The sequence below is a fragment of the Streptomyces luomodiensis genome, assembly GCF_031679605.1.
In the GTDB taxonomy this organism is placed as follows: Bacteria; Actinomycetota; Actinomycetes; order Streptomycetales; family Streptomycetaceae; genus Streptomyces; species Streptomyces luomodiensis.
In genome coordinates, this window is the sequence record NZ_CP117522.1 from 5,200,859 (window position 1) to 5,219,011 (window position 18,153).

Annotated in this window: 13 protein-coding genes; 7 read left to right on the forward strand and 6 right to left on the reverse strand. The window is 71.4% G+C overall.

Translation table 11 applies throughout. The features are described 5' to 3' along the window. Window positions 1-110: 110 nt before the first annotated feature. Window positions 111-1,463 carry a hemolysin family protein gene (locus PS467_RS21870; protein ID WP_311036685.1) on the forward strand — a complete coding sequence of 451 codons (1,353 nt, stop codon included), beginning with the start codon at window positions 111-113 and terminating at the stop codon, window positions 1,461-1,463. Next, on the forward strand, window positions 1,460-2,476 hold the full coding sequence (locus tag PS467_RS21875) for a hemolysin family protein (RefSeq protein WP_311036686.1): 1,017 nt from the start codon (window positions 1,460-1,462) through the stop codon (window positions 2,474-2,476). Before PS467_RS21870 ends, PS467_RS21875 begins: the two co-directional genes overlap by 4 nt. Before the next feature lie 117 nt (window positions 2,477-2,593). Here PS467_RS21875 and PS467_RS21880 read toward each other — a convergent pair whose 3' ends face one another. After that, entirely contained in the window at window positions 2,594-4,882 is a 2,289-nt protein-coding gene (locus PS467_RS21880; protein WP_311036687.1) for a protein kinase domain-containing protein, read from the reverse strand. A gap of 253 nt (window positions 4,883-5,135) precedes the next feature. On the opposite strand from PS467_RS21880, the gene PS467_RS21885 reads away from it, so the two are divergent. The 4 genes from PS467_RS21885 to PS467_RS21900 all read left to right on the forward strand — a co-directional run bounded on the left by PS467_RS21885 (window position 5,136) and on the right by PS467_RS21900 (window position 8,172). Then, window positions 5,136-5,900 (forward strand): DUF4232 domain-containing protein, encoded by a 765-nt coding sequence (locus PS467_RS21885; protein ID WP_311036688.1) that lies wholly within the window; start codon window positions 5,136-5,138, stop codon window positions 5,898-5,900. Between the two features lie 138 nt (window positions 5,901-6,038). Then, the gene (locus tag PS467_RS21890) at window positions 6,039-6,797 is read left to right on the forward strand and encodes a sulfite exporter TauE/SafE family protein (RefSeq protein ID WP_311036689.1); all 759 of its coding nucleotides are present in this window, start codon (window positions 6,039-6,041) and stop codon (window positions 6,795-6,797) included. A 40-nt stretch (window positions 6,798-6,837) separates the two neighbouring features. Continuing rightward, window positions 6,838-7,620, forward strand: a complete 783-nt coding sequence (locus tag PS467_RS21895) for a vWA domain-containing protein (RefSeq protein WP_311036690.1) — start codon at window positions 6,838-6,840, stop codon at window positions 7,618-7,620. Window positions 7,621-7,731: 111 nt separating this feature from the next. After that, a complete protein-coding gene (locus tag PS467_RS21900) occupies window positions 7,732-8,172 on the forward strand; it encodes a nuclear transport factor 2 family protein (protein ID WP_311036691.1) in 441 nt (146 codons plus the stop codon). Window positions 8,173-8,248: 76 nt separating this feature from the next. On the opposite strand, the gene PS467_RS21905 is transcribed toward PS467_RS21900, so the two are convergent. Both PS467_RS21905 and PS467_RS21910 read right to left on the reverse strand, forming a co-directional pair. Continuing rightward, on the reverse strand, window positions 8,249-8,809 hold the full coding sequence (locus PS467_RS21905) for an NUDIX hydrolase (protein ID WP_311036692.1): 561 nt from the start codon (window positions 8,807-8,809) through the stop codon (window positions 8,249-8,251). Window positions 8,810-9,241: 432 nt separating this feature from the next. Further along, the gene (locus tag PS467_RS21910; protein ID WP_311036693.1) at window positions 9,242-12,562 is read right to left on the reverse strand and encodes an AfsR/SARP family transcriptional regulator; all 3,321 of its coding nucleotides are present in this window, start codon (window positions 12,560-12,562) and stop codon (window positions 9,242-9,244) included. A gap of 193 nt (window positions 12,563-12,755) precedes the next feature. On the opposite strand from PS467_RS21910, the gene PS467_RS21915 reads away from it, so the two are divergent. Next, entirely contained in the window at window positions 12,756-14,879 is a 2,124-nt protein-coding gene (locus tag PS467_RS21915) for a tetratricopeptide repeat protein (RefSeq protein WP_311036694.1), read from the forward strand. 185 nt (window positions 14,880-15,064) lie between these two features. Here PS467_RS21915 and PS467_RS21920 read toward each other — a convergent pair whose 3' ends face one another. The 3 genes from PS467_RS21920 to xynA form a co-directional block, all read right to left on the reverse strand. Beyond that, window positions 15,065-15,751: a hypothetical protein gene (locus tag PS467_RS21920; protein WP_311036695.1), complete on the reverse strand. Its 687-nt coding sequence runs from the start codon at window positions 15,749-15,751 to the stop codon at window positions 15,065-15,067. After that, complete coding sequence (locus PS467_RS21925; RefSeq protein ID WP_311036696.1) at window positions 15,748-17,016, reverse strand: hypothetical protein; 1,269 nt, start codon at window positions 17,014-17,016, stop codon at window positions 15,748-15,750. The genes PS467_RS21920 and PS467_RS21925 overlap by 4 nt, the downstream gene beginning before the upstream one ends. A 228-nt stretch (window positions 17,017-17,244) precedes the next feature. Next, on the reverse strand, window positions 17,245-17,940 hold the full coding sequence (gene xynA, locus PS467_RS21930) for an endo-1,4-beta-xylanase XynA (protein ID WP_311036697.1): 696 nt from the start codon (window positions 17,938-17,940) through the stop codon (window positions 17,245-17,247). Window positions 17,941-18,153 lie beyond the last annotated feature (213 nt).

The window sequence follows — 18,153 nt, forward strand, 5'->3', positions numbered from 1 at the left end:
ATACCCCGCGCGCCTCTCACCAGGGCGCCCCTGCCCAGGGCAACCAGGGACACCAGGAACACCTGGGAAACCAGGAACACCTGGGAAACCAGGGAGACGGGGATGGCACGGTGACCGAGATCCTGCTGCTTCTGCTCGCCCTGGCCCTCACGCTCGCGTGTGCGGTGTTCGTGGCCGCCGAGTTCTCCCTCACCACCGTCGAACGCGGTGACCTGGAGCGGGCCGCCGAGGCCGGTGAGCGCGGGGCCGACAGCGCGCTCGCGGCGGTGCGCCGGCTGACGGTCCAGCTCTCCGGGGCCCAACTGGGCATCACCGTCACCTCCTTGGTGATCGGCATGCTCGCCGAACCCTCGCTGGCCGCCCTGCTCGAACACCCGCTCACGGCGACCGGCCTGCCCGCGGGCGCGGCGTCGACGACCGCGGTGGTGCTGGGCGTGGCCGTCTCCACGGTGGTGCTGATGGTCGCCGGGGAGCTGGTGCCCAAGAACTGGGCGATCTCCCGTCCCCTGCACGTGGCCAAGGCGGTCGCCGCCCCGCAGCGCGCCTTCACCGCCGCCTTCGCCCCGCTGATCCACCACCTCAACAACACCGCGAACCGCCTGGTCCGCCGTCTCGGCCTGGAGCCCGCCGAGGAGCTGGCCTCCGCCCGTACCCCGGACGAACTGGTCGCGCTGGCCCGCCACTCGGCCGCCGAGGGCGCGCTGGCACAGGACTCGGCCGAGTTGTTCGTCCGTACGCTCCACCTGAGCGAGCTGACCGCGGAGAACGTGATGACCCCGCGCGTGGACGTCCAGGCGCTGGAGGCCCACGCCACCGCCGCCGACGCGGCCAACCTCACCCTGGCCACCGGCCGGTCCCGCTTCCCCGTCTACCGCGACACCCTGGACGAGGTGGTCGGCACCGTGCACATCCGCGACGTCCTCGCCCTGACCGCCGCCCACCGCGCCACCACCCCGGTCACCGACCTGGCCACGCCCCCGCTCCTGGTCCCCGACAGCCTCCCGGTGGACCGGCTGCTGGACCGGCTGCGCGGTGCGCACACCATGGCCGTCGTCATCGACGAGTACGGGGGCACCGCCGGTGTCGCCACCCTGGAGGACGTCGTCGAGGAGGTCGTCGGCGACGTCCGCGACGAACACGACCCCGACGAGACCCCCGGCCTGGTGCCCCTCGGCCCCGGCACCTGGGAGGCGGACGGCGGCGTACGGCTGGACGAGCTGACCGGCATCGGCCTGACCGCTCCCGAGGGCCCGTACGAAACCGTCGCGGGGCTCCTGGCCACCGCCCTGGAACGCATCCCGGCGGCCGGGGACGCCATCGAGACCGACGGCGGCTGGCAGCTCACGGTCCTGAAGGTGGACCACCACCGCGCCGACCGCGTACGGATCACCGCTCCCGCGGCGGCTCCCTCAACCGGCACCCAGACCCCTGCCGAGAACGACGCCACCCAGGACGCCCGATGACCCTCCTCCAACTCGCCGTCGGCGCCCTCACCCTCCTGACCAACGCCTTCTTCGTCGGCGCCGAATTCGCCCTGATCTCCGTGCGCCGCAGCCAGATCGAGCCGCGCGCGCAGGCGGGCGAGAAGCGGGCGCGCGGTGTGCTGTGGGCGCTGGAACACCTGTCCGCGCAGTTGGCCACGGCCCAGCTCGGCATCACCATCTCCTCCCTCGTCCTCGGCGCGGTCGCCGAACCGGCCATCGCCCATCTGCTGGAGCCGGGCTTCGCCACCGTCCACGTCCCAGCCGCCCTGGTGCACCCGATCGCGTTCGTCCTCGCCCTCACGGCGGCCACGTATCTCCACATGCTCATCGGCGAGATGGTCCCCAAGAACATCGCCCTCGCCGCCCCCGAGCGCACCGCGCTCCTCCTGGGCCCGCCGCTGGTGGCCCTCACCCGCCTCCTGCGCCCCGTCGTCTTCGGCGTCAACGCCTTCGCCAACGCCGTGCTGCGGCTGCTGAAGGTCGAACCCAAGGACGAGGTCGAGTCGGTCTTCACCGACGCCGAACTCATCCGGCTGGTACGGGACTCCAGCGACGCCGGGCTGCTCGACAAGTCCGGCAGCGACCGGCTGCGCGACGCCCTGGAACTGGGCACCCGGCGGGTCGGCGACATCCTCGTCCCCCTCGACGAGATGGTCACCGTGGACCACCGCGTTACTCCCGACCAGCTCGAACGCACCGCGGCCTGCTCCGGCTACTCCCGCCTCCCGGTCACCGGCCCCGACGGCGCCGTCCTGGGCTACCTCCACATCAAGGACACCCTCGGCACCACCGACCGGCACCGCCCGTTCCCCCGCGCCGCCGTGCACACCATCCCCCGTGTCCGCGCCGACACCCCCCTGGACGACACCCTTACCACCATGCGCGCCACCGGTACCCACCTGGCCGCCGTGACGGCCGACACCGGTACGGTCCTCGGCTTCGTCACGATGACGGACGTCCTGGAAGAGCTCGTGGGCCCGGTCACGGAATAAAGGCCGACGGCATGAACGGCGACGGCATGAACGGCGACGGCATGAACGGCGACGGCATGAACGCCGACGGCATGAACGGCGACGGCATGAACGCCGACGGCATGAACGCCCACGGCCTTACGGGGCGCCGCGGTCCGGGCCTACGGAGAACGCGGTGTCGCCGGCCGTCGCCACGATCGCGTCCTTGACCAGCATCACCTTCGGTTCGGTCCCCTGCGCCGACGTCCCGGGGTTGTCCAGCGCGGCCGTGTGCCACGCCTCCGTGCCGTCGTCCGCGTTCAGCGCCAGCAGGCGACCGAAGCGGTTGGAGAAGTACAGCCGCCCGTACCGCCGGGACAACACCGGCGCGGACAGGCTCTCCGTGTCCGTCGCCCGCTGCCACAGCTCCCGGCCGCTGTCCGCCGACACCGCGGTGACCGTGCCGCTGGCCCGGACGAAGTAGACGACCCCGTTCAGCAGGGTGGGCGTGCCGCGCACCGCACGCCGCAGCGCGATCCGCGTCGTCTCGCCGGTGCCCGGATCGACCCGGACCAGGGCCGTGTACGGGCGCTCGTACCCCGAGTCGTACACGTCCTTCGCGGTCTCCGGCACCAGGAACAGCGGCTTGCCCTGGACGGCGCCGAGGGGCAGCGTCTTCCGCGGCAGGGTGGTGCGTGCGCGCTGGGTGCCGTCGGAGGGGTCGAGCCGCAGCAGGTCGTACGGGCCCTCGGCGGCCAGGCCATCGGCGTTCAGGGGCGAGCACATGACGTACGGCGCGTCGGCCGGCCCCGTCGGCTCGCAGAACTTCCCGTAGCGCCCCGGCGCCTGCCACAGCCGCGTACCGGACGTCCCGTAGGCGACGATCTGCCCGCCATCCGGCGACATCGTCAGCACCCCGCCGCGGAACAGGCGTACCGACGCCGAGCCGCTGACCCTGCGCTCCCACCGCCGGCGCTTGGTGCCGGCGTCCAAGGCCACCACCCACCGCGAACCGTCCATCGACACGCGGTAGGCGTAGACGGTCCCGTCCCGCACCCCGATCGGCCGTGCCGACTGGGGACGGGTGCCCCACCGCCACTGGACGCGACCGGTCGCGGCGTCGACCTTGGCCACCGTGAAACCGTGCCCGGCGCAGTACAGGGCCCGGCCGCCGCCCGAAACGCATCCGGATTCGTCGTAGTCGAGGGGCGGCCCCTCGGTCTCGACCCGTAGATTCGTCCGCCACGGCCGCCAGTCCGCGGGGAGTGACGCGGTCGGCAGGGAGGAGGCGGTGGACGCGTCGCCCGACGACTTCGTCGTGATGTCCGGGGCGAAGACCGCCGCCGCCACCATCAGCCCGGTGACGGTCAGGGCCACACCGGCGGTGGTGACGACGAGCCGCCGCCGGGCTCCCCGCCCCGGCAGGGTCCGCTTCGGGGCGACGTCGGGTGCGGGGGAGGCGGCAGGGCGTTCATCGGCAGCCGCTTCGGGATCGCCGGTTGTGCGGGGGCCCGTGGCCGTTCCGGCGTCCGTGGCGGATGCGCCCGTGCCCCTGTCCGTTCCCGTTCCCGTGCCCTTGGCCGTTCCGGCGTCCGGCTCCGCCACGCCTTGGCCGTCGCTCACCGGCTCCGCCGCCGGGAAATCGGGCAGCGCGCGCAGCATGCGGTGCAGCTCGTCCAGATCCGGCCGGGCGTCCGGCTCCTTGGCCAGACAGCGTTCGGCGATGTCCCGCAGCGGTTCCGGGACCCCCTCCAGCGTCGGATGCTCGTACATCACCTGGTAGCCCGACAGATAGGGACTGTCGGACTCGAACGGACTGCTCCCCCTCGCCGCGTACACCAGCAGCGACCCCAGCGAGAACACGTCCGATGCCGCCGTGACGCCACGCGGACTGCGCAGTTGCTCCGGCGACATGAAGGGCGGGGTGCCGAGCACGCGCCCGATGGTGACGGTGAGCGTCTGGCTGTCGACGGCGCGGGAGATGCCGAAGTCGATGACGCGCGGCCCGTCCTCGGCCATCAGGATGTTGGCCGGCTTCAGGTCCCGGTGCACCACTCCGGCCCGGTGGATGTCGCGCAGCGCCTCGGCCAGTCCGAGCCCGAGCGTCCGCAGCTCCCGCCCGTTCAAGGGGCCGTTCTTCCGTACGACCTCGGACAGCGTGCGGCCCGGCACGTACAGCGTGGCCATCCACGGGCGGTCGGCCTCCGGATCGGCGTCCACCACGGGGGCGGTGAACGCCCCGCTCACCCGGCGCGCCGCCGCGACCTCCTGGCGGAAGCGGGTCCGGAACTCCTCGTCCTGCGCGTACTGCTCGTGCACCAGCTTGAGCGCGACCTGCCGCCCCGAGGCCGAACGCCCCAGATAGACGACGCCCATGCCGCCCGCCCCGAGCCGGTCGACCAGGGCGTAGCCGCCTATGGATTCCGGATCTCCGCTGGCCAGCGGCATTGCCGATCCCCTCTCCCACGCCGTTGCCGCGTCTGGAACGGCCGTACCGGAGCCTAGATTAGGTCGGCGGGGGAGCCGGCGGACCATGCGGCCCACGCCGTGGCGGAACGGTGACGTATGCCGTGGCGTTAGTGCCGTGTTAGCGGAACGGTGCCGGGGCGGCAGTATCACGCCAGCGGACCACGGAAGGCTCATAGCCGTACCGAGAGTCCGGTGAGCACACCGGCCGACCGCCGACCGAGGGAATCCCGCCATGCACGTCACCGCTTACCGCCGCGGGCGCACCGTCCGTACGATCGCCGCCTCGATGCTGGCCGTCGCCGCGCTGAGCCTGACCGCGGCGTGCGGCGGGGACGGGGGCTCCGGCACCGCGGGCAGCGCGGGCAAGGCGGAAACGTCGGCGTCGGCCAAGGCCGCGTCCTCGGGCGGCCAGGACGCGGGCACCGAGCGGGGCACGGACACCAAGGACGGCCGGAGCACCGAGCAGGGCACGGACCTGGGCGCCAACAAGGGCACCGGCGGCGCCGGGGGTGAGGAGGACACCACGGGCGTCAAGGACGCCGAGACGCCGGACCAGAACCCCACCGGTGGCTCTCGGACCGGCCCGATCGGCGACTGCGACATCAACAAGACGCCGCTCTCCCTCCAGGAGGTCAAGAGCCCCGTCAACCACCTGCTGCTCAAGGCGACCAACGGGGCCGGTGCGGCCTGCAAGCTCGTCGGCTACCCCAGCCTGAAGTTCGGCGCCGACGCGCAGGCCGCCACCCCGGCGTACGAGGACAGCAAGCCGCAGTCGGTCGTCGTCCTCGCCCCGGGCGAGAGTGCGTACGCGGGCCTCACCACCTCCGCGGCGGACGGCTCGGGCGCGGAGGGCGGCACGGCCGACTCGCTCGACGTGTTCATCGACGGGAACGAGAACCCCACCAACGTCGAACTGCCCGGCGGCTCGGTCTTCGTCGACAGCGACGCTCAGGTCACGTACTGGCAGGCGGATGTGCAGGACGCGCTGTCCTGGTGAGGCGTCCCTCTATATGAACACTGTCTTGCATACGGGACAGCCCCCCTGGAGGATGAAGCGGTGCCGCCGACGCGGTGCACGGCGGCGCACACCAGCGCGCACCCGCACACAGAGCACAGGCACAGGGGTGGGGAACGGATGGGGATCGGCTCCGCGGCGCTGCTGGTGTCGGCCGGAGTGGCCTCCGGGCTCGCCGGTTCGATCGCCGGGCTGGCCTCGTTGTTCAGCTATCCGGCGCTGCTCGCGGTCGGCCTGCCGCCGGTGGCGGCCAATGTGACCAACACGGTGGCGCTGTTCTCCAACACCGTCGGCACCGCGGCCGGGTCCCGCGCCGAGCTCCGCGGTCAGCGCGACCGGCTCCTCCGGCTGGGCGTCATCGCGGCGCTGGGCGGCGCGGTCGGGGCCGCCCTGCTGCTGGGAACCCCGTCCTCGGCCTTCGAAGCCGTCGTACCGTGGCTGATCGCCCTCGGCTCGGTGCTGATCCTGGTCCGCGATCCGCTCCGCCGGCTCATGGCCTCCCGCTCACACCCCGTCGCCGACACCGCCCGGCCCACCGTCCCGCTGGCCTGCGCGGTCCTGCTGGTCGGCCTGTACGGCGGCTACTTCGGCGCGGCCTCGGGCGTCCTGATGCTGGCGGTGCTCTCGCTGTCCGCCGCCGAACCCCTCCCGGTCACCAACGCCGTCAAGAACATCGCCACCGGCGCGGCCAATCTGACGGCATCGGTCGCCTATGTCGTCGTCGCGCCGGTGAACTGGTCCGCCGCCGTCTCCCTCGGCCTCGGCGCCCTCCTCGGCAGCTGGCTCGGCCCCCTGATCGTCCGCCGCCTGCCCGAGACCCCGCTGCGGATCGCCATCGCCCTCGGCGGCTTCGGCCTGGCCATCTCGCTCTGGCTCTAGGCGTGCTCCGGCCCGCTCGGCTGGAGGACAATCACTGCGCATGGCCATCGACTACCGCAAGCGCCCCGCGACCCCTGGGATCGACTACCGCAAGCCGGCCAAGGCGCCCGCCCCCGCGATCAGCCTGGAGAAGGTCAGCACCAGGGCTCCCGCGCTGGTCAGCCTCTACAAGACGGCCGCCGTCTCATTGGCCAAGCACCAGGTCGGCGGGCAACGAGCCGCCGTGTACCTGGTCCTGGACCGCTCCGGGAGTATGCGCCGGTACTACCGTGACGGCACCGTGCAGCACCTGGCCGAGCAGACTCTCGCCCTCGCCGCCCACTTCGACGACGACGGGGTGGTGCCGGTCGTCTTCTTCTCCACCGACATCGACGGAACCGCCGAACTCGGCCTCGACGCCTATCGGGACCGGATCGGCCCCCTGCACGACTCGATGGGACACATGGGCCGCACCAACTACCACGTGGCCATGCAGGCCGTCATCGACCACTACGCGTCCTGCGGCTCGCAGGACCCGGCGTTCGTGGTCTTCCAGACCGACGGTTCCCCCACCTCCAAGGCGGCCGCGGAACATGTGCTGTGCACGGCCGCGAAGTTGCCCATCTTCTGGCAGTTCGTCGGGTTCGGCGACGATGAGTTCCGCTTTCTGCGCAGGCTCGACGACCTGCCGGTGCCGGACCGACGCGTGATCGACAACGCCGGGTTCTTCGCCGCCGGGCGGTCACCGAAGACCCTGTCCGACGCGGACCTCTACGACCAGCTGCTCCACGAATTCCCCCAGTGGCTGACCGCCGCTCGCGCCGCGGGCATCGTGAAGAGCTGAGCCCGGGACATTACCTGCCACGTCATCGCGCTGAGCCGCCACCTCGGACAGCATGGTGATCGCTTCGCTTCGCTGCCCGCAAGCGCGAGGCTTCCGATCGGAGGGATCACCATGTCCTTGGCCGCACCCACGACGACCCGCACCTTGGTGGCGGAGCTGCTGCGCCGCATCGGTGAGGGCGACCCCGAGCGCATCGCCGAACGGTACGCGGAGCGCGTCGACTGGAAGCTGGACTGGCCGGAGGCCGAGCACGGCCGCGCCGCCACCCCGTGGATCCGCCACCGGTCCACCCGCGCGGACGTGGCCGCCCACTTCCGGGAGCTGGCCCGCCACCATGTGCCCGAGCAGGCGGCCACCGAGATCGAGCGCGTCCTGGCCGACGGCGACGACGCGGTCGTGCTGGGCGAGATCCGCCAGACCGCCCGGTCCACCGGACGCGCCTATCGTGCGCGGTTCGCCCTGCATCTGACGTTCGCGAACGGCCTCGTCACCCGGCACCACGTGTACGAGGACAGCCTCGCCGTCGCCCAGGCATGCGACCTGGAGGCATGACCCGGGACCACTGGGGACCACCCGGGACCACTGGGACCCAGGCCCCCGGGACCACCCAGGACCAGGACTGCCGAGGTCAGCGCACGAGCAGGGGCTCCACCCGGGACAGGGTGTCCAGGATGTTGGCCTCGGTGATCGCCATCCGCGCCTCGTCCGGCGTCAGCCAGCGCAGCGGCGCGTCCGGGTTCTCCGGCCGTACCGCCTCGGGAGCGCTGGTGGCCAGCACGAAGCGGATGTCGGCGTGTTCATGCGCCGGCTCCCGGCTGTTCGCGGGGACCGGCACGATCACCAGGTGCCGTACCTCCGCGTCCGGCCACGGCGCCAGGTCGGGCAGCCCCGTCTCCTCCCGCCCCTCCCGCAGGGCGATGGCCAGCGGATCGTGCTCCCCCGGGTCGGCATGCCCGCCGACCAGCAGCCACGACTGATGACGCTGGTGCCAACGCAACAGCACACGGCCGCTGTCGGGGTGCACGATCAGCGCGGAGGCGGTGATGTGGAGGGGGCTCGACCGGTGCCAGGGGCTGCCGGGCTCACCCTCCATGAGGGCGCGCACCCGCTGCACAGCGACGCATTCCGCGGTGGTCTTCGGCCGGTAGCCCGTAAGGACATTGACGGCTGCATGATCGGCTGTGGCCATGCGCCGGATCCTAACGACGCGGCCGCCACCGCGGCGCGGGGTTTTCGGCAACGGCAAGGCCCAGGTCGGTGACCTGGGCCTGATGCTCGTGACGGGCCAGCGATCCTGGTCCGCTGGGGCGGACGCCCGTCAGGTAGCGGGTGCGGCGGTTTGAGTGCCGCCTCCGGCGCCAGAATTCCCTGATGGGATGTGCAAGGTCGGCATGCAGGCGAAGGCGACGTAAGCGCCTACAAGAAACGTTCCTGCCATGAGCAAGCCGATAAGGGGCTTATTTATGTGCACTGGTCCTCGCGCTTGTGCTGGTGGTGGTGCAAGTGAAGATCGAACAGCGCTGAGGCTAGCGTTCTTGATGTCCACAGGCAAACGCGAAATCGATAGACAGATGTGCGAGTCACTTGATGTGTACAGGCCGCCAAGCGATTCGATAGTAAGTTACTCGGTGGTCGCTCGGCCTGTGCCTTCTCGGTCGATTCTGCTCAGGAGTATGTGCAGTCTGCTCGTTTCCTGTTCGTCCCATGCACAGAGCGCGGAGAGTGCTCTCTCCAGCAGGTCCCTGGCAGCCGCCGTATCCCCCGTCGCCAGTCGTACCTCGGCGAGGATCGCTTCCGCCCTCGCCTTCTCGTCGAGGGCGTTGACCCTCGCCGCGGTCGCTACGGCCGCCGCCAAGTGCTCGGCCGCGTCATCGAGCCGGCCACCGGCGAGTTCGGACTTTCCGAGGCCGCGCAGCGCGCGTGTGATCTCCTGGGTCGTTCCGATGTCGCGGGCGATGTCGAGCGCCTTCAGATGGTTCTCCACGGATGCCTCGACGGAGTGCTGCTTCAAGTGCGCTTCCCCGAGCCCGTTGTATGCTGTCGCCTGACTCTTTCTGTCGCCCAGCAGGCGAAAATCCACCAAGGCCTGTTGATGCAATGCCAGGGCGCGGCCGCTTTCGCCGGTTTCGGCGAGATTCGCGGCCAAATTGGTGCGCACCATCGCCTGGGCGTAGAGATTTCCCGTGGACTCGGTCAGGGGGAGCAATTCCTCGAAGGTCTTCCGGGCCTGTGCGTAGTCTCCTTTGCGTGCGAACAGGTCGCCCAGATTATTGAGCGTCCTGATAAGGCCCGACTGGTCACCTGCGGATCGGAAACCGGATATCGCGTTCTGGAAGTGGTCGCGCGCGCGATCCAGTTCTCCGAGAGCGAGCAGGGAGATGGCGATGTTGTTGCGGCACTTGGCCTGGTCCCAGACGCTCCCCGTCGTCATCGCGATCGCGAGCGCTTTCCGGTGCAGTGCCACGGCCGTTTCGTTCTCGCCCAGGTGCCAGCGCAGCACTCCCAGAATCCGATAGCCCTCCGCCTCCGCCTCGTGGTGGCCCGTGGCCCGTGCGATCTCCAGAGCCCGTTCGCCCGCCTCCACGGCTTGTGCGTAGCGGCCCGTATTGGCGTGGTTGGAGCTGAGGCAGAGCAGCGCGTGGCTCAGAGCCTGTTGGTCGCCGGTGCGTGCCCAGTGTCCGGCGGCGTGCTCGAGGATGTCGGCGGCGTCCCGCCAGTGACACTCGGCGTCCAGGAAACCGGCCAGGGCGTGGGCGAGAAGGGCCGCGGAGCGCGGGGAGCCGTGCACGCGGGCGTGGCGCTCGGCGGCCAGGAGGTTGCCGCGTTCGGCGGCGAACCAGGCGCGGGCCTCGTCGGCGTTCCGAGGGGCGGAGGGGGCCGGGGGCCGGTCGGTGTCGTCACCGGGGAGCCTGATCCTGCGCGGATACGCCAGGCGATTGGCCTGCTCCGCGCCCAGCAGGTAGAAGGCGACGAGTCGCTCCAGGGCCGCTGCGCGCTCCTGCTCGCTGTCTTCCGCAAGGGAGAGCATCCGGGCGTATTCGCCCAAAAGGTCGTGGTAGCGGTAGCGTTCCGGGGTCGGTTCCCGAAGGAGATGGCACTCCAATAACGACTCGATCAGACGTTCGGTGTCCTTCGGGGGAAGATCGAGCAGCGCGGCGGCCGATTCAGCGGTGAAGTCGGGCCCCGGGTGCAGTCCCAGGCGGCGGAACGTCGTGCGTTGCGCGGTGTCGAGGGCCCGATAGCTCAGGGCGAAGGCGCGCACCATCTCCCCGTCGGCGTTGCGGATCTCCCCCAGGGGGCCGGGGCCGCGCGCCAGCCGCTCGCCCAGGGTGGTCAGGCTCCAGGAGGGGCGGGACCGGAACCGATTGGCCACGAGTTCGATGGCGAGCGGCAAATGCCCGCACAGCCGCACGATGCGGGTGGTCTCCGTGATGTCCTGGGTCCGTGCCGCACCCGCGAAACTACGGAAGAGGCTGATCGCGTCATCGGTCGGCAGGACGTCCAGGGGAAGCGGAACCGCATGGGGGAGCCCGGTCAGATGGCGGCGGCTGGTGACGATGGTCAGGGACGGCGAGTTGCCGGGCAGGAGCGGTGACACCTGATCGGGGCCGGCCGCGTCGTCCAGCACGATCACGGCTCGGCGGTCGGCGATGGTGGTCCGCCACTGGGCGATCAACTCGTCCATCCGGACGGGTATCGTGCCGGCGGGCGCGCCGAACAGCCGCAGGAGCATCGCGAGGGCCGCGCTCGGATCCAGCGGTTCCTGGGCCGGTGAGTGGCCCCTCAGATCGAGGAACACCTGCCCGTCCGGGTACCTGGGCGCGAGCGTACGGGCCGTGTGGACGGCGACCGCCGTCTTACCGACACCCGCCATGCCGCTGACCGTCTCCAGCGTCAGCACCGGCCCCTCGTGCGACTCGGCGCTGATGGCGGCCATCAGGACGTCGAGCTCGGAGCGCCTGCCGACGAGCGGGGGCTGGTACGGCAGGTTCCGTGGCGGAGGGGGCTGGGCGGCGGGGTGGGGCCCGGGAGGGGGCGCGGAAGACGCTCCCTCTCCGGCGGTCGCCTCCTCCTCGATGGAGGCCCTCTCCCCGGTGGCCGCCCGGTCTCCCGTGGTCGCCCCGTCAGCGGCCCGATCCTTGCCAGCGACCCCGTCGGCAGCGCGATCCCCGGCGGTTCCGACGAGTCCGGCCACCGGTGCCCTGTCGAGGACACCGCGATGTATCCGGTCCAGTTCGGCGCCCGGGTGCGAGCCGAACTCCGACATCAGCAGCCGCCGGGCTTGCTGGTACACCCGCAGCGCGTCGGTGTACCTCCCGCTGCCGTAGTACGCCAGCATCAGCAGTCCCGCCAGCGTCTCGTCCTCGGGGCGGTGGCGGACCAGGGCCGACAGCTCACCGACCGAGTCCGCGAAACGGCCGAGCCGGTGCAGGGCGGCGATGCGGGAGACGGTGGCGTGGAGACGGCGCTCGGCGAGCGTCTCGCGCACGGTCCCGGCCCAGGTGCCGGGAAGTCCGGCGAGGGCCTCCCCTTGCCAGAGGCGCTCGGCGCGGGTGAGCAGGTCCACGATCCTCTCGTCGTCGCCGTCTGTCGTCACCGCTCCCGCCAGATCGGTCAGGTGCTGGAAGCGGTTCAGGTCGATCGACTCGGGGTCGGCCTCCAGCGCATAGGTGTGGGCCCGGCTGGTGATGCGCGGGGCGCCCGGACCCGTACCGGCGAGGCGCAGGTGTTTCCGTACCCGCGAGATGTACGTGTGCGTGTTCTCCCGGGCGCGCGGTGGAGCCTTGCCGTCCCAGAGCCGGTCCGTGAGCGTGTCCATGGAGACGGGGCGGCCCGCCTCCAGCGCCAGAGCGGCGAGTACGGCCCGCTCCTTGTCCGATCCGAGCGTCAGCCGCCGGTCTGCCAGCCGAAGCTCCACCGGCCCCAGTAAGTGGATGTCCACCAGCGCCCTCCCGCTGGTCGGTCCCTTCTCAGCGAGCATGGCACGGGGCGGTGGAGAGTCGCTATACGCCGCGTCCGACGCACTGGCCGAATCACGTCCTCGGGTCTTTCCGGGTGCATCGCCGAAGCCCGGTTCAGGGTAGGACCGGACTGATCCACTCAAGCGGCGACCGACTGACCGGGGGGGCGGACGGATGGGCCAGGCACCGGAGGACGCCCATAACAACACGGTCGGCGGCCAGGCCCGGATCTATGGCGCAGCCGTGCAGGCGCGCGATGTGCACGGCGGCATCCATGTGCACACCGAGGCGGCCACCGCGATGCCACCGCCCCGGCAGCTCCTGCCGGTGCCCGCCCACTTCACCGGCCGTCGCCAGGATCTCGCGGCGCTGGACGCGCTGTTCACCGGACGGGAGCGGGACCGGCCGTCCCGCACCCTGATCGTGGTCAGCGGCCCGGCCGGTGTCGGCAAGACGACATTGGCGGGCAAGTGGCTGCACTCGCTCGCGTCCGAGTTCCCCGACGGGCAGCTCTACGCCGACCTGCGGGGGCACTCGGCCGGCGGCCCGGCGAGCCCCGGCGAGATTCTGAGCCAGTTCCTGCGGGCGCTCGGTGCCGGTTCGGTACCCGCCGATATGGCCGAAAAGGCATCGTTGTGGCGGTCTTGGACCGCTGAGGCCCGGATCGCGGTGATGTTGGACAACGCGTTCACGGCCGCGCAGGTCCGTCCGCTGCTGCACGCGGGCCCGGGTGGCCTCACGGTGGTGACCAGCCGCCGCAGGCTGACCGGCCTCCGCATGGACGGAGCGGCGATGCACCACCTGCACGCGCTGGCACCGGCCGCCGGGGCCGAGCTGCTCAGCCGTGCGATCGGTGACGACCGCGTCGCGAAGGAGCCCCACGCCGCGCGCCAGGTCGTCGCGCTGTGCGCGGGACTGCCGCTCGCCGTCTGCGTCGCCTCCGCGCGCCTGGCGTCCAGGCCACGACAGTCCGTCAAGACGCTGGCGGACGCTCTCAACCGGGACACGGAGCGTCTGACCGCGCTGGAAGTGGAGGGGGAGGCCACGGTGCGGAACGCGCTGGACGCGTCGTACACGGTATTGAGCGAGGGCGCCGCCCTCCTGTACCGCAGACTCGGACCACTGCCCTTGCGGACCTTCGACGCGCGAGTCGCCGCCGCGGCCTGCGCCGAATCCCTGGCGTGGGCCGAAGCCCGGCTGGACGAGCTCGTCGAGGCCAGCCTGATGGAGGACATCGGTCCGGACACCTGCCGGTTCCACGACCTGGTCCAGATCCACGCCCGGGGCGCGGCCGCCGCGGAGGACAGCCCCGAGGCCCGTGAGGAGGCCCTGCGGCGGGTCTGCGACTGGTATCTGGAGACCGCCACCGAAGCCGAGAAACGGCTCACGCCCGCACAGTTCGCCCTCCCCAGGGATGTGGTCCACCCGTCCGGGCTGCCCGTGCCGTTCACCGACGACCCGAGCGCGCTCGACTGGCTCGATGCCCACCGGACGAACCTGATGGCGGTGGTCCGTGCCGCCGCCGCCCGCGCATGGCACGCCATGGCCTGGCAGTTGGTGGACGCCATGTGGCCGCTCTTCCTCCGGCTGCGCTACTACGACCTGTGGATCGAGGCCCATGAGCTCGGCCTGGAGGCGGCGCGCGGAGACGGGAACACCGAGGCCGAGCGCCAGATGCTCAATTCCGGTGCCATCGGGCTGAGCGCCGCCGACCGCGTCGACGAGGCGGCCGAGTGGTATGCGCGGTCCCTCCGGGCGGCGCGCGAGGCGGGCGATGTACGGGACCAGGGGCAGGCGCTCCTGGGCCTGGGGACCTGTCACCGCACGGCCGGGCGGACGGCCCAGGCCGTCCCGTACCTCCATCAGGCCATCGACCTGTGGGGCTCGTGCGGATATCCGCGCGGTGTGGCCCTCACCAGGATCGTCCTCGGCGAGATCGCACTCGCCCAGGACGATCCCGGCCTGGCCATCGAGTACTTCACACAGGCTCGGGCCGGCCTCCTGGCCGTACGGGACCCCCATGACGCCGCCCGCGCCCTGGTCTTCCTGGGCCGTGCCCGTGCGCGCGCCGGCGAGCACACGGCGGGGGTGGCGGCGATGGAGGAGGCGCTCGCGGTGTTCGCCTCCTCCGGCGCCGCTCACTGGCAGGCCCGTGCCCTCGAAATGCTCTCGGACAGCGCGCGGGAACGCGGGGACGACGCGGCGGCACGCGACTTCCGCGCTCGGGCGCTCGCGCTGTTCGAGGTCACCAGCCCCTCCGACGCACGGCGGCTCAGGGACGCGCCGGCCGGAACCTGACCCGCGGGCGCGCGGCCGGACCCTTCAGGGACGCCGGTCCCGCGAGCCCTTCCGGGCTCTTCAGCGCCGCCGGGCTCTTCAGCGCTTCCGGGCCCTTCAGCGCTGCTGGTCCCGCCAGCGGGCCGGGCTCTTCAGCGCCGTCGGGTCCATCAGTGCTGCTGGTCCCGCCAGTGCGTCCGGGCTCTTCAGTGCTGCTGGTCCCGCCAGCGGGCCGGGCTCTTCAGCGCCGCCGGGCTCTTCAGTGCTGCTGGTCCCGCCAGTGCGTCCGGACCCTTCAGTGCTGGTGGTTCCGCCAGCGTGTCCGGACCCATCAGCGCGTCCGGACCCTTCAGCGCCACCGGTCCCTCCAGTGCGTCCGAACCCTTCAGCGCCTCGGGCCCGTCCAGTTCCTCCAGTCCTTCCAGCAGCCCGCTCAGCGGGAGCCCCGCCACCAGCCAGGCGTGCAGGCAGGACACGAAAAGCCATTGCTCCGCAGGTACCCCGCATGGCAGAACGACGACGCCCGGCTCCGTGCCGGCGGCCGCCGCCCAGCCGCCCTCGGCCAGTGGCACGGCGGCCAGTCGGCAGCCTGGTCGGGAGGACCTGACGTCCGCCAGCCATCGCACCGCCTCGGCGGCCGGACGCGGGCGGCTTCCGCGCAGGACGTCGGCGCAGTCCAGCCAGCGGGTGCCGGGGCGGGCGTCGGCGTCCACCGTCAGATGCTCGTCGAGGACGGGCGCCCGCGGGGCGGCCGCGCGTCCGGGGCGGGCCAGCAGGACGCCTCCGCCGGTCGCCCGGCCCGTCCCCAGGCACAGGGACGGAGCCGGTGTGGGCTCCGGCGGAGCCTCCTCCCGCCACTCCACGGTGACGAAACACCAGGCCGGGCAGGTCATGCCGACGCCTCGCCACGATCGGACGCGCCACGACCGGACGCGCATGCCCACGGTGACGGATCGGACGTCCACGTCCGCAGCGACGGCGGATCCGGCAGCGGCAGTGCCCGCGGCTCGTGGGCGGGCTGGCCCAGCCCCATCAGGCGGTACATCAGCCGCCGCATGTTGCGGTGGAAACGGCCGGGCTCGGAGGTGATGCGCGCGGCGATCGCGGCGTACTCCTCAGGGCGGTATTCCGCGGCGGCGTAGGCGAGTTGCTCGGGGAGCGGATGGGCCGGTGACAGCGCGGGCGCGGTGACGGCGAGCGTGGCGGCCGGAGAGTCCGGGTTGATCTCCGGCTCCGGCGACCCGGTGAGCAGGATCGGCACTCCGGTGAGTGTTCCGTAGAGCGTGACCGAGCCGTGGTCGCCGACGATGTAGTCGGCGGCGATCAGCATGGTGCGCCAGTCCGCCTCCGGCGGCACCACGCTGACCCCCAGCTGACCGCACCACGCCAACCACGCCTTGACCTGCCACGGTCCATGGCCCGACCACACGTTGGGGTGGACGAGGACGGCCGTACGGTACCGCCCGGACGGCAGCTCCCCGATCATGCGGGGCAGCATCGTCTCGAACCGGCCGAAGAACGAGTGCGGCCCCCAGGTCGAGACGGCGAGCACCAGCCGTTCCCCGTCCGCGAGGCCCAGCGCACGGCGGTACGCGGCGCGCCGCGACAGGCTCGCGGCGATCCGGTCGTGCGCGGGGTCGCCCACCACATGCGCCAGCTGGAGCGCCTCGGGGCAGTGACGGCCCAGCTCCCGCAGATCGGCGTGGTGCGGCACGACCACGGCGGCCGGCGGCTTGCCGCCGGGCATGAGGTCGCGCCTGCGCAGCCCCGCCACGCCCGCGTCCGGCGCTCCGGACAGGCGTTTGAGGTAGTTGGCGCCGTGCGGCATGGTGATCAGCGGTGCTCGCACCTGCTCCACCCCACGCGGCCCGGCCGCCACGGCGAGGTCGAAGGTCATGCGGGTGGCCTCCGCCCAGGGCAGCACGGGGCTGCCCAACTCCTGGAGGAAGCGCGGCACCTCGTCCCCGAAGACATGGGGCGGTGCGGTGAACGCCACCTGGAGCCGGAAGTCGGCTGCCAGGAGCGACAGGACATCGAGAAGTCGCTTCGCGTAGGTGATGGTGTGGACGACGGCCAGCACTTTCTTGCGCCCCACCAGTGTGAGCCACTGACGGGGCTCGTCCAGCGGAGCCTCTGTGATCGTGTTCAACGCCGACATGGCGCCCCCCGGTTCGATCTCATGCGGATTCCGGATGATTTCCGATATGGACTTGTCTGGGTCTCGCGTCGGTCCTCTGCCCGGCCCGGCGGACAGAAGGCTTGCCGGACCCTTGCGGAAACCTTGCGCGGGGGGTCTGTGTGCGGGGGGCGCTGGGCCTGCGCGGCAAGAAGCCCCGGGCTGTCGGCCCGGGGCTTCAATGGTGGTGGGACGGGAGGGGCGGGATGTTCATCCGCTCACTGTGAGGCTGGAGTTCCCACTGCTCTGGTATCCCTCGGTGGCGAGGATCATGTAGTACACGAAACTGCCCAGGGGCATTCCGGAGCGGGCCCATGCGTCGAAGTGATTGCCCGTGGTGATGGTTCCGCCCGTTTTCTTCGACTGCCGGACACTCCAGTACTGGTTGAACGTTCGCGTGCCTTCGACCGAGGGGGCGTTGTAGCGCGTGGTCTGGTAGATGTCGTACGTACCGCCGTCACTGCTGACCGCGCCCTTGTACGTGCCGGTGGGCCGGTATGTGCCCCAGTTGTCGACGATGTAGTACTCCACCAGTGGATTTGAGGTCCACCCATAGAGGGCCAGATATCCGTTGCCGGACGGGTTGAAGCTGCCCGAGTACTGCACGCTCCTGCGGCCGCCGTTGCTCCAGCCCTTGCCGCAGACGAAGTTCCCGCAGTTGGTCCACGAGGTCCGGTAGCTGCCACCGGACGCGAGGGTCATGGAGACCGATCCACCGCCGTCGGTCCAGAACGAGTAGTAGAAGCCGTTGTTGGTGCCGGTCTGATTCGTGGTGATCGTGGTGTCGGCGTTGGCGGCTCCGATGCCGGGCAGCGTCATCCCGGCGGTGACCAGCGTCAAGGCGCCGGCCCGGCCGAGTAAGCCTCGGCGGCTGATCGGGTGTGCGGGGGTGTTGTCCCGGTGCATGCTTCCTCCTCGTGAAGGACCGGTGATGCCGACAGTGTTGGACCACCCCTGTGGAGTGTCAACGGTTTCCGCAAGGATTACGGAAAGTCTGCCGTGGTCAGTGATCTCTTGAGGAGGAATAACCGCTGTTCATGCGCCTTTCTTGTTGATCGAATTCGGCGCGGATCGCTGAAATCCCGACTACGAAGATCAATCTTCATCGCGTCGGGGCGA

Coding starts and splice junctions, on each gene's coding strand:
- PS467_RS21885 (WP_311036688.1), top strand. CDS start 5,136: ATGCACGTCACCGCTTACCGCCGCGGGCGCACCGTCCGTACGATCGCC.
- PS467_RS21880 (WP_311036687.1), bottom strand. CDS start 4,882: ATGCCGCTGGCCAGCGGAGATCCGGAATCCATAGGCGGCTACGCCCTG.
- PS467_RS21895 (WP_311036690.1), top strand. CDS start 6,838: ATGGCCATCGACTACCGCAAGCGCCCCGCGACCCCTGGGATCGACTAC.
- PS467_RS21925 (WP_311036696.1), bottom strand. CDS start 17,016: ATGTCGGCGTTGAACACGATCACAGAGGCTCCGCTGGACGAGCCCCGT.
- PS467_RS21890 (WP_311036689.1), top strand. CDS start 6,039: ATGGGGATCGGCTCCGCGGCGCTGCTGGTGTCGGCCGGAGTGGCCTCC.
- PS467_RS21915 (WP_311036694.1), top strand. CDS start 12,756: ATGGGCCAGGCACCGGAGGACGCCCATAACAACACGGTCGGCGGCCAG.
- PS467_RS21905 (WP_311036692.1), bottom strand. CDS start 8,809: ATGGCCACAGCCGATCATGCAGCCGTCAATGTCCTTACGGGCTACCGG.
- PS467_RS21900 (WP_311036691.1), top strand. CDS start 7,732: ATGTCCTTGGCCGCACCCACGACGACCCGCACCTTGGTGGCGGAGCTG.
- PS467_RS21920 (WP_311036695.1), bottom strand. CDS start 15,751: ATGACCTGCCCGGCCTGGTGTTTCGTCACCGTGGAGTGGCGGGAGGAG.
- PS467_RS21875 (WP_311036686.1), top strand. CDS start 1,460: ATGACCCTCCTCCAACTCGCCGTCGGCGCCCTCACCCTCCTGACCAAC.
- xynA (WP_311036697.1), bottom strand. CDS start 17,940: ATGCACCGGGACAACACCCCCGCACACCCGATCAGCCGCCGAGGCTTA.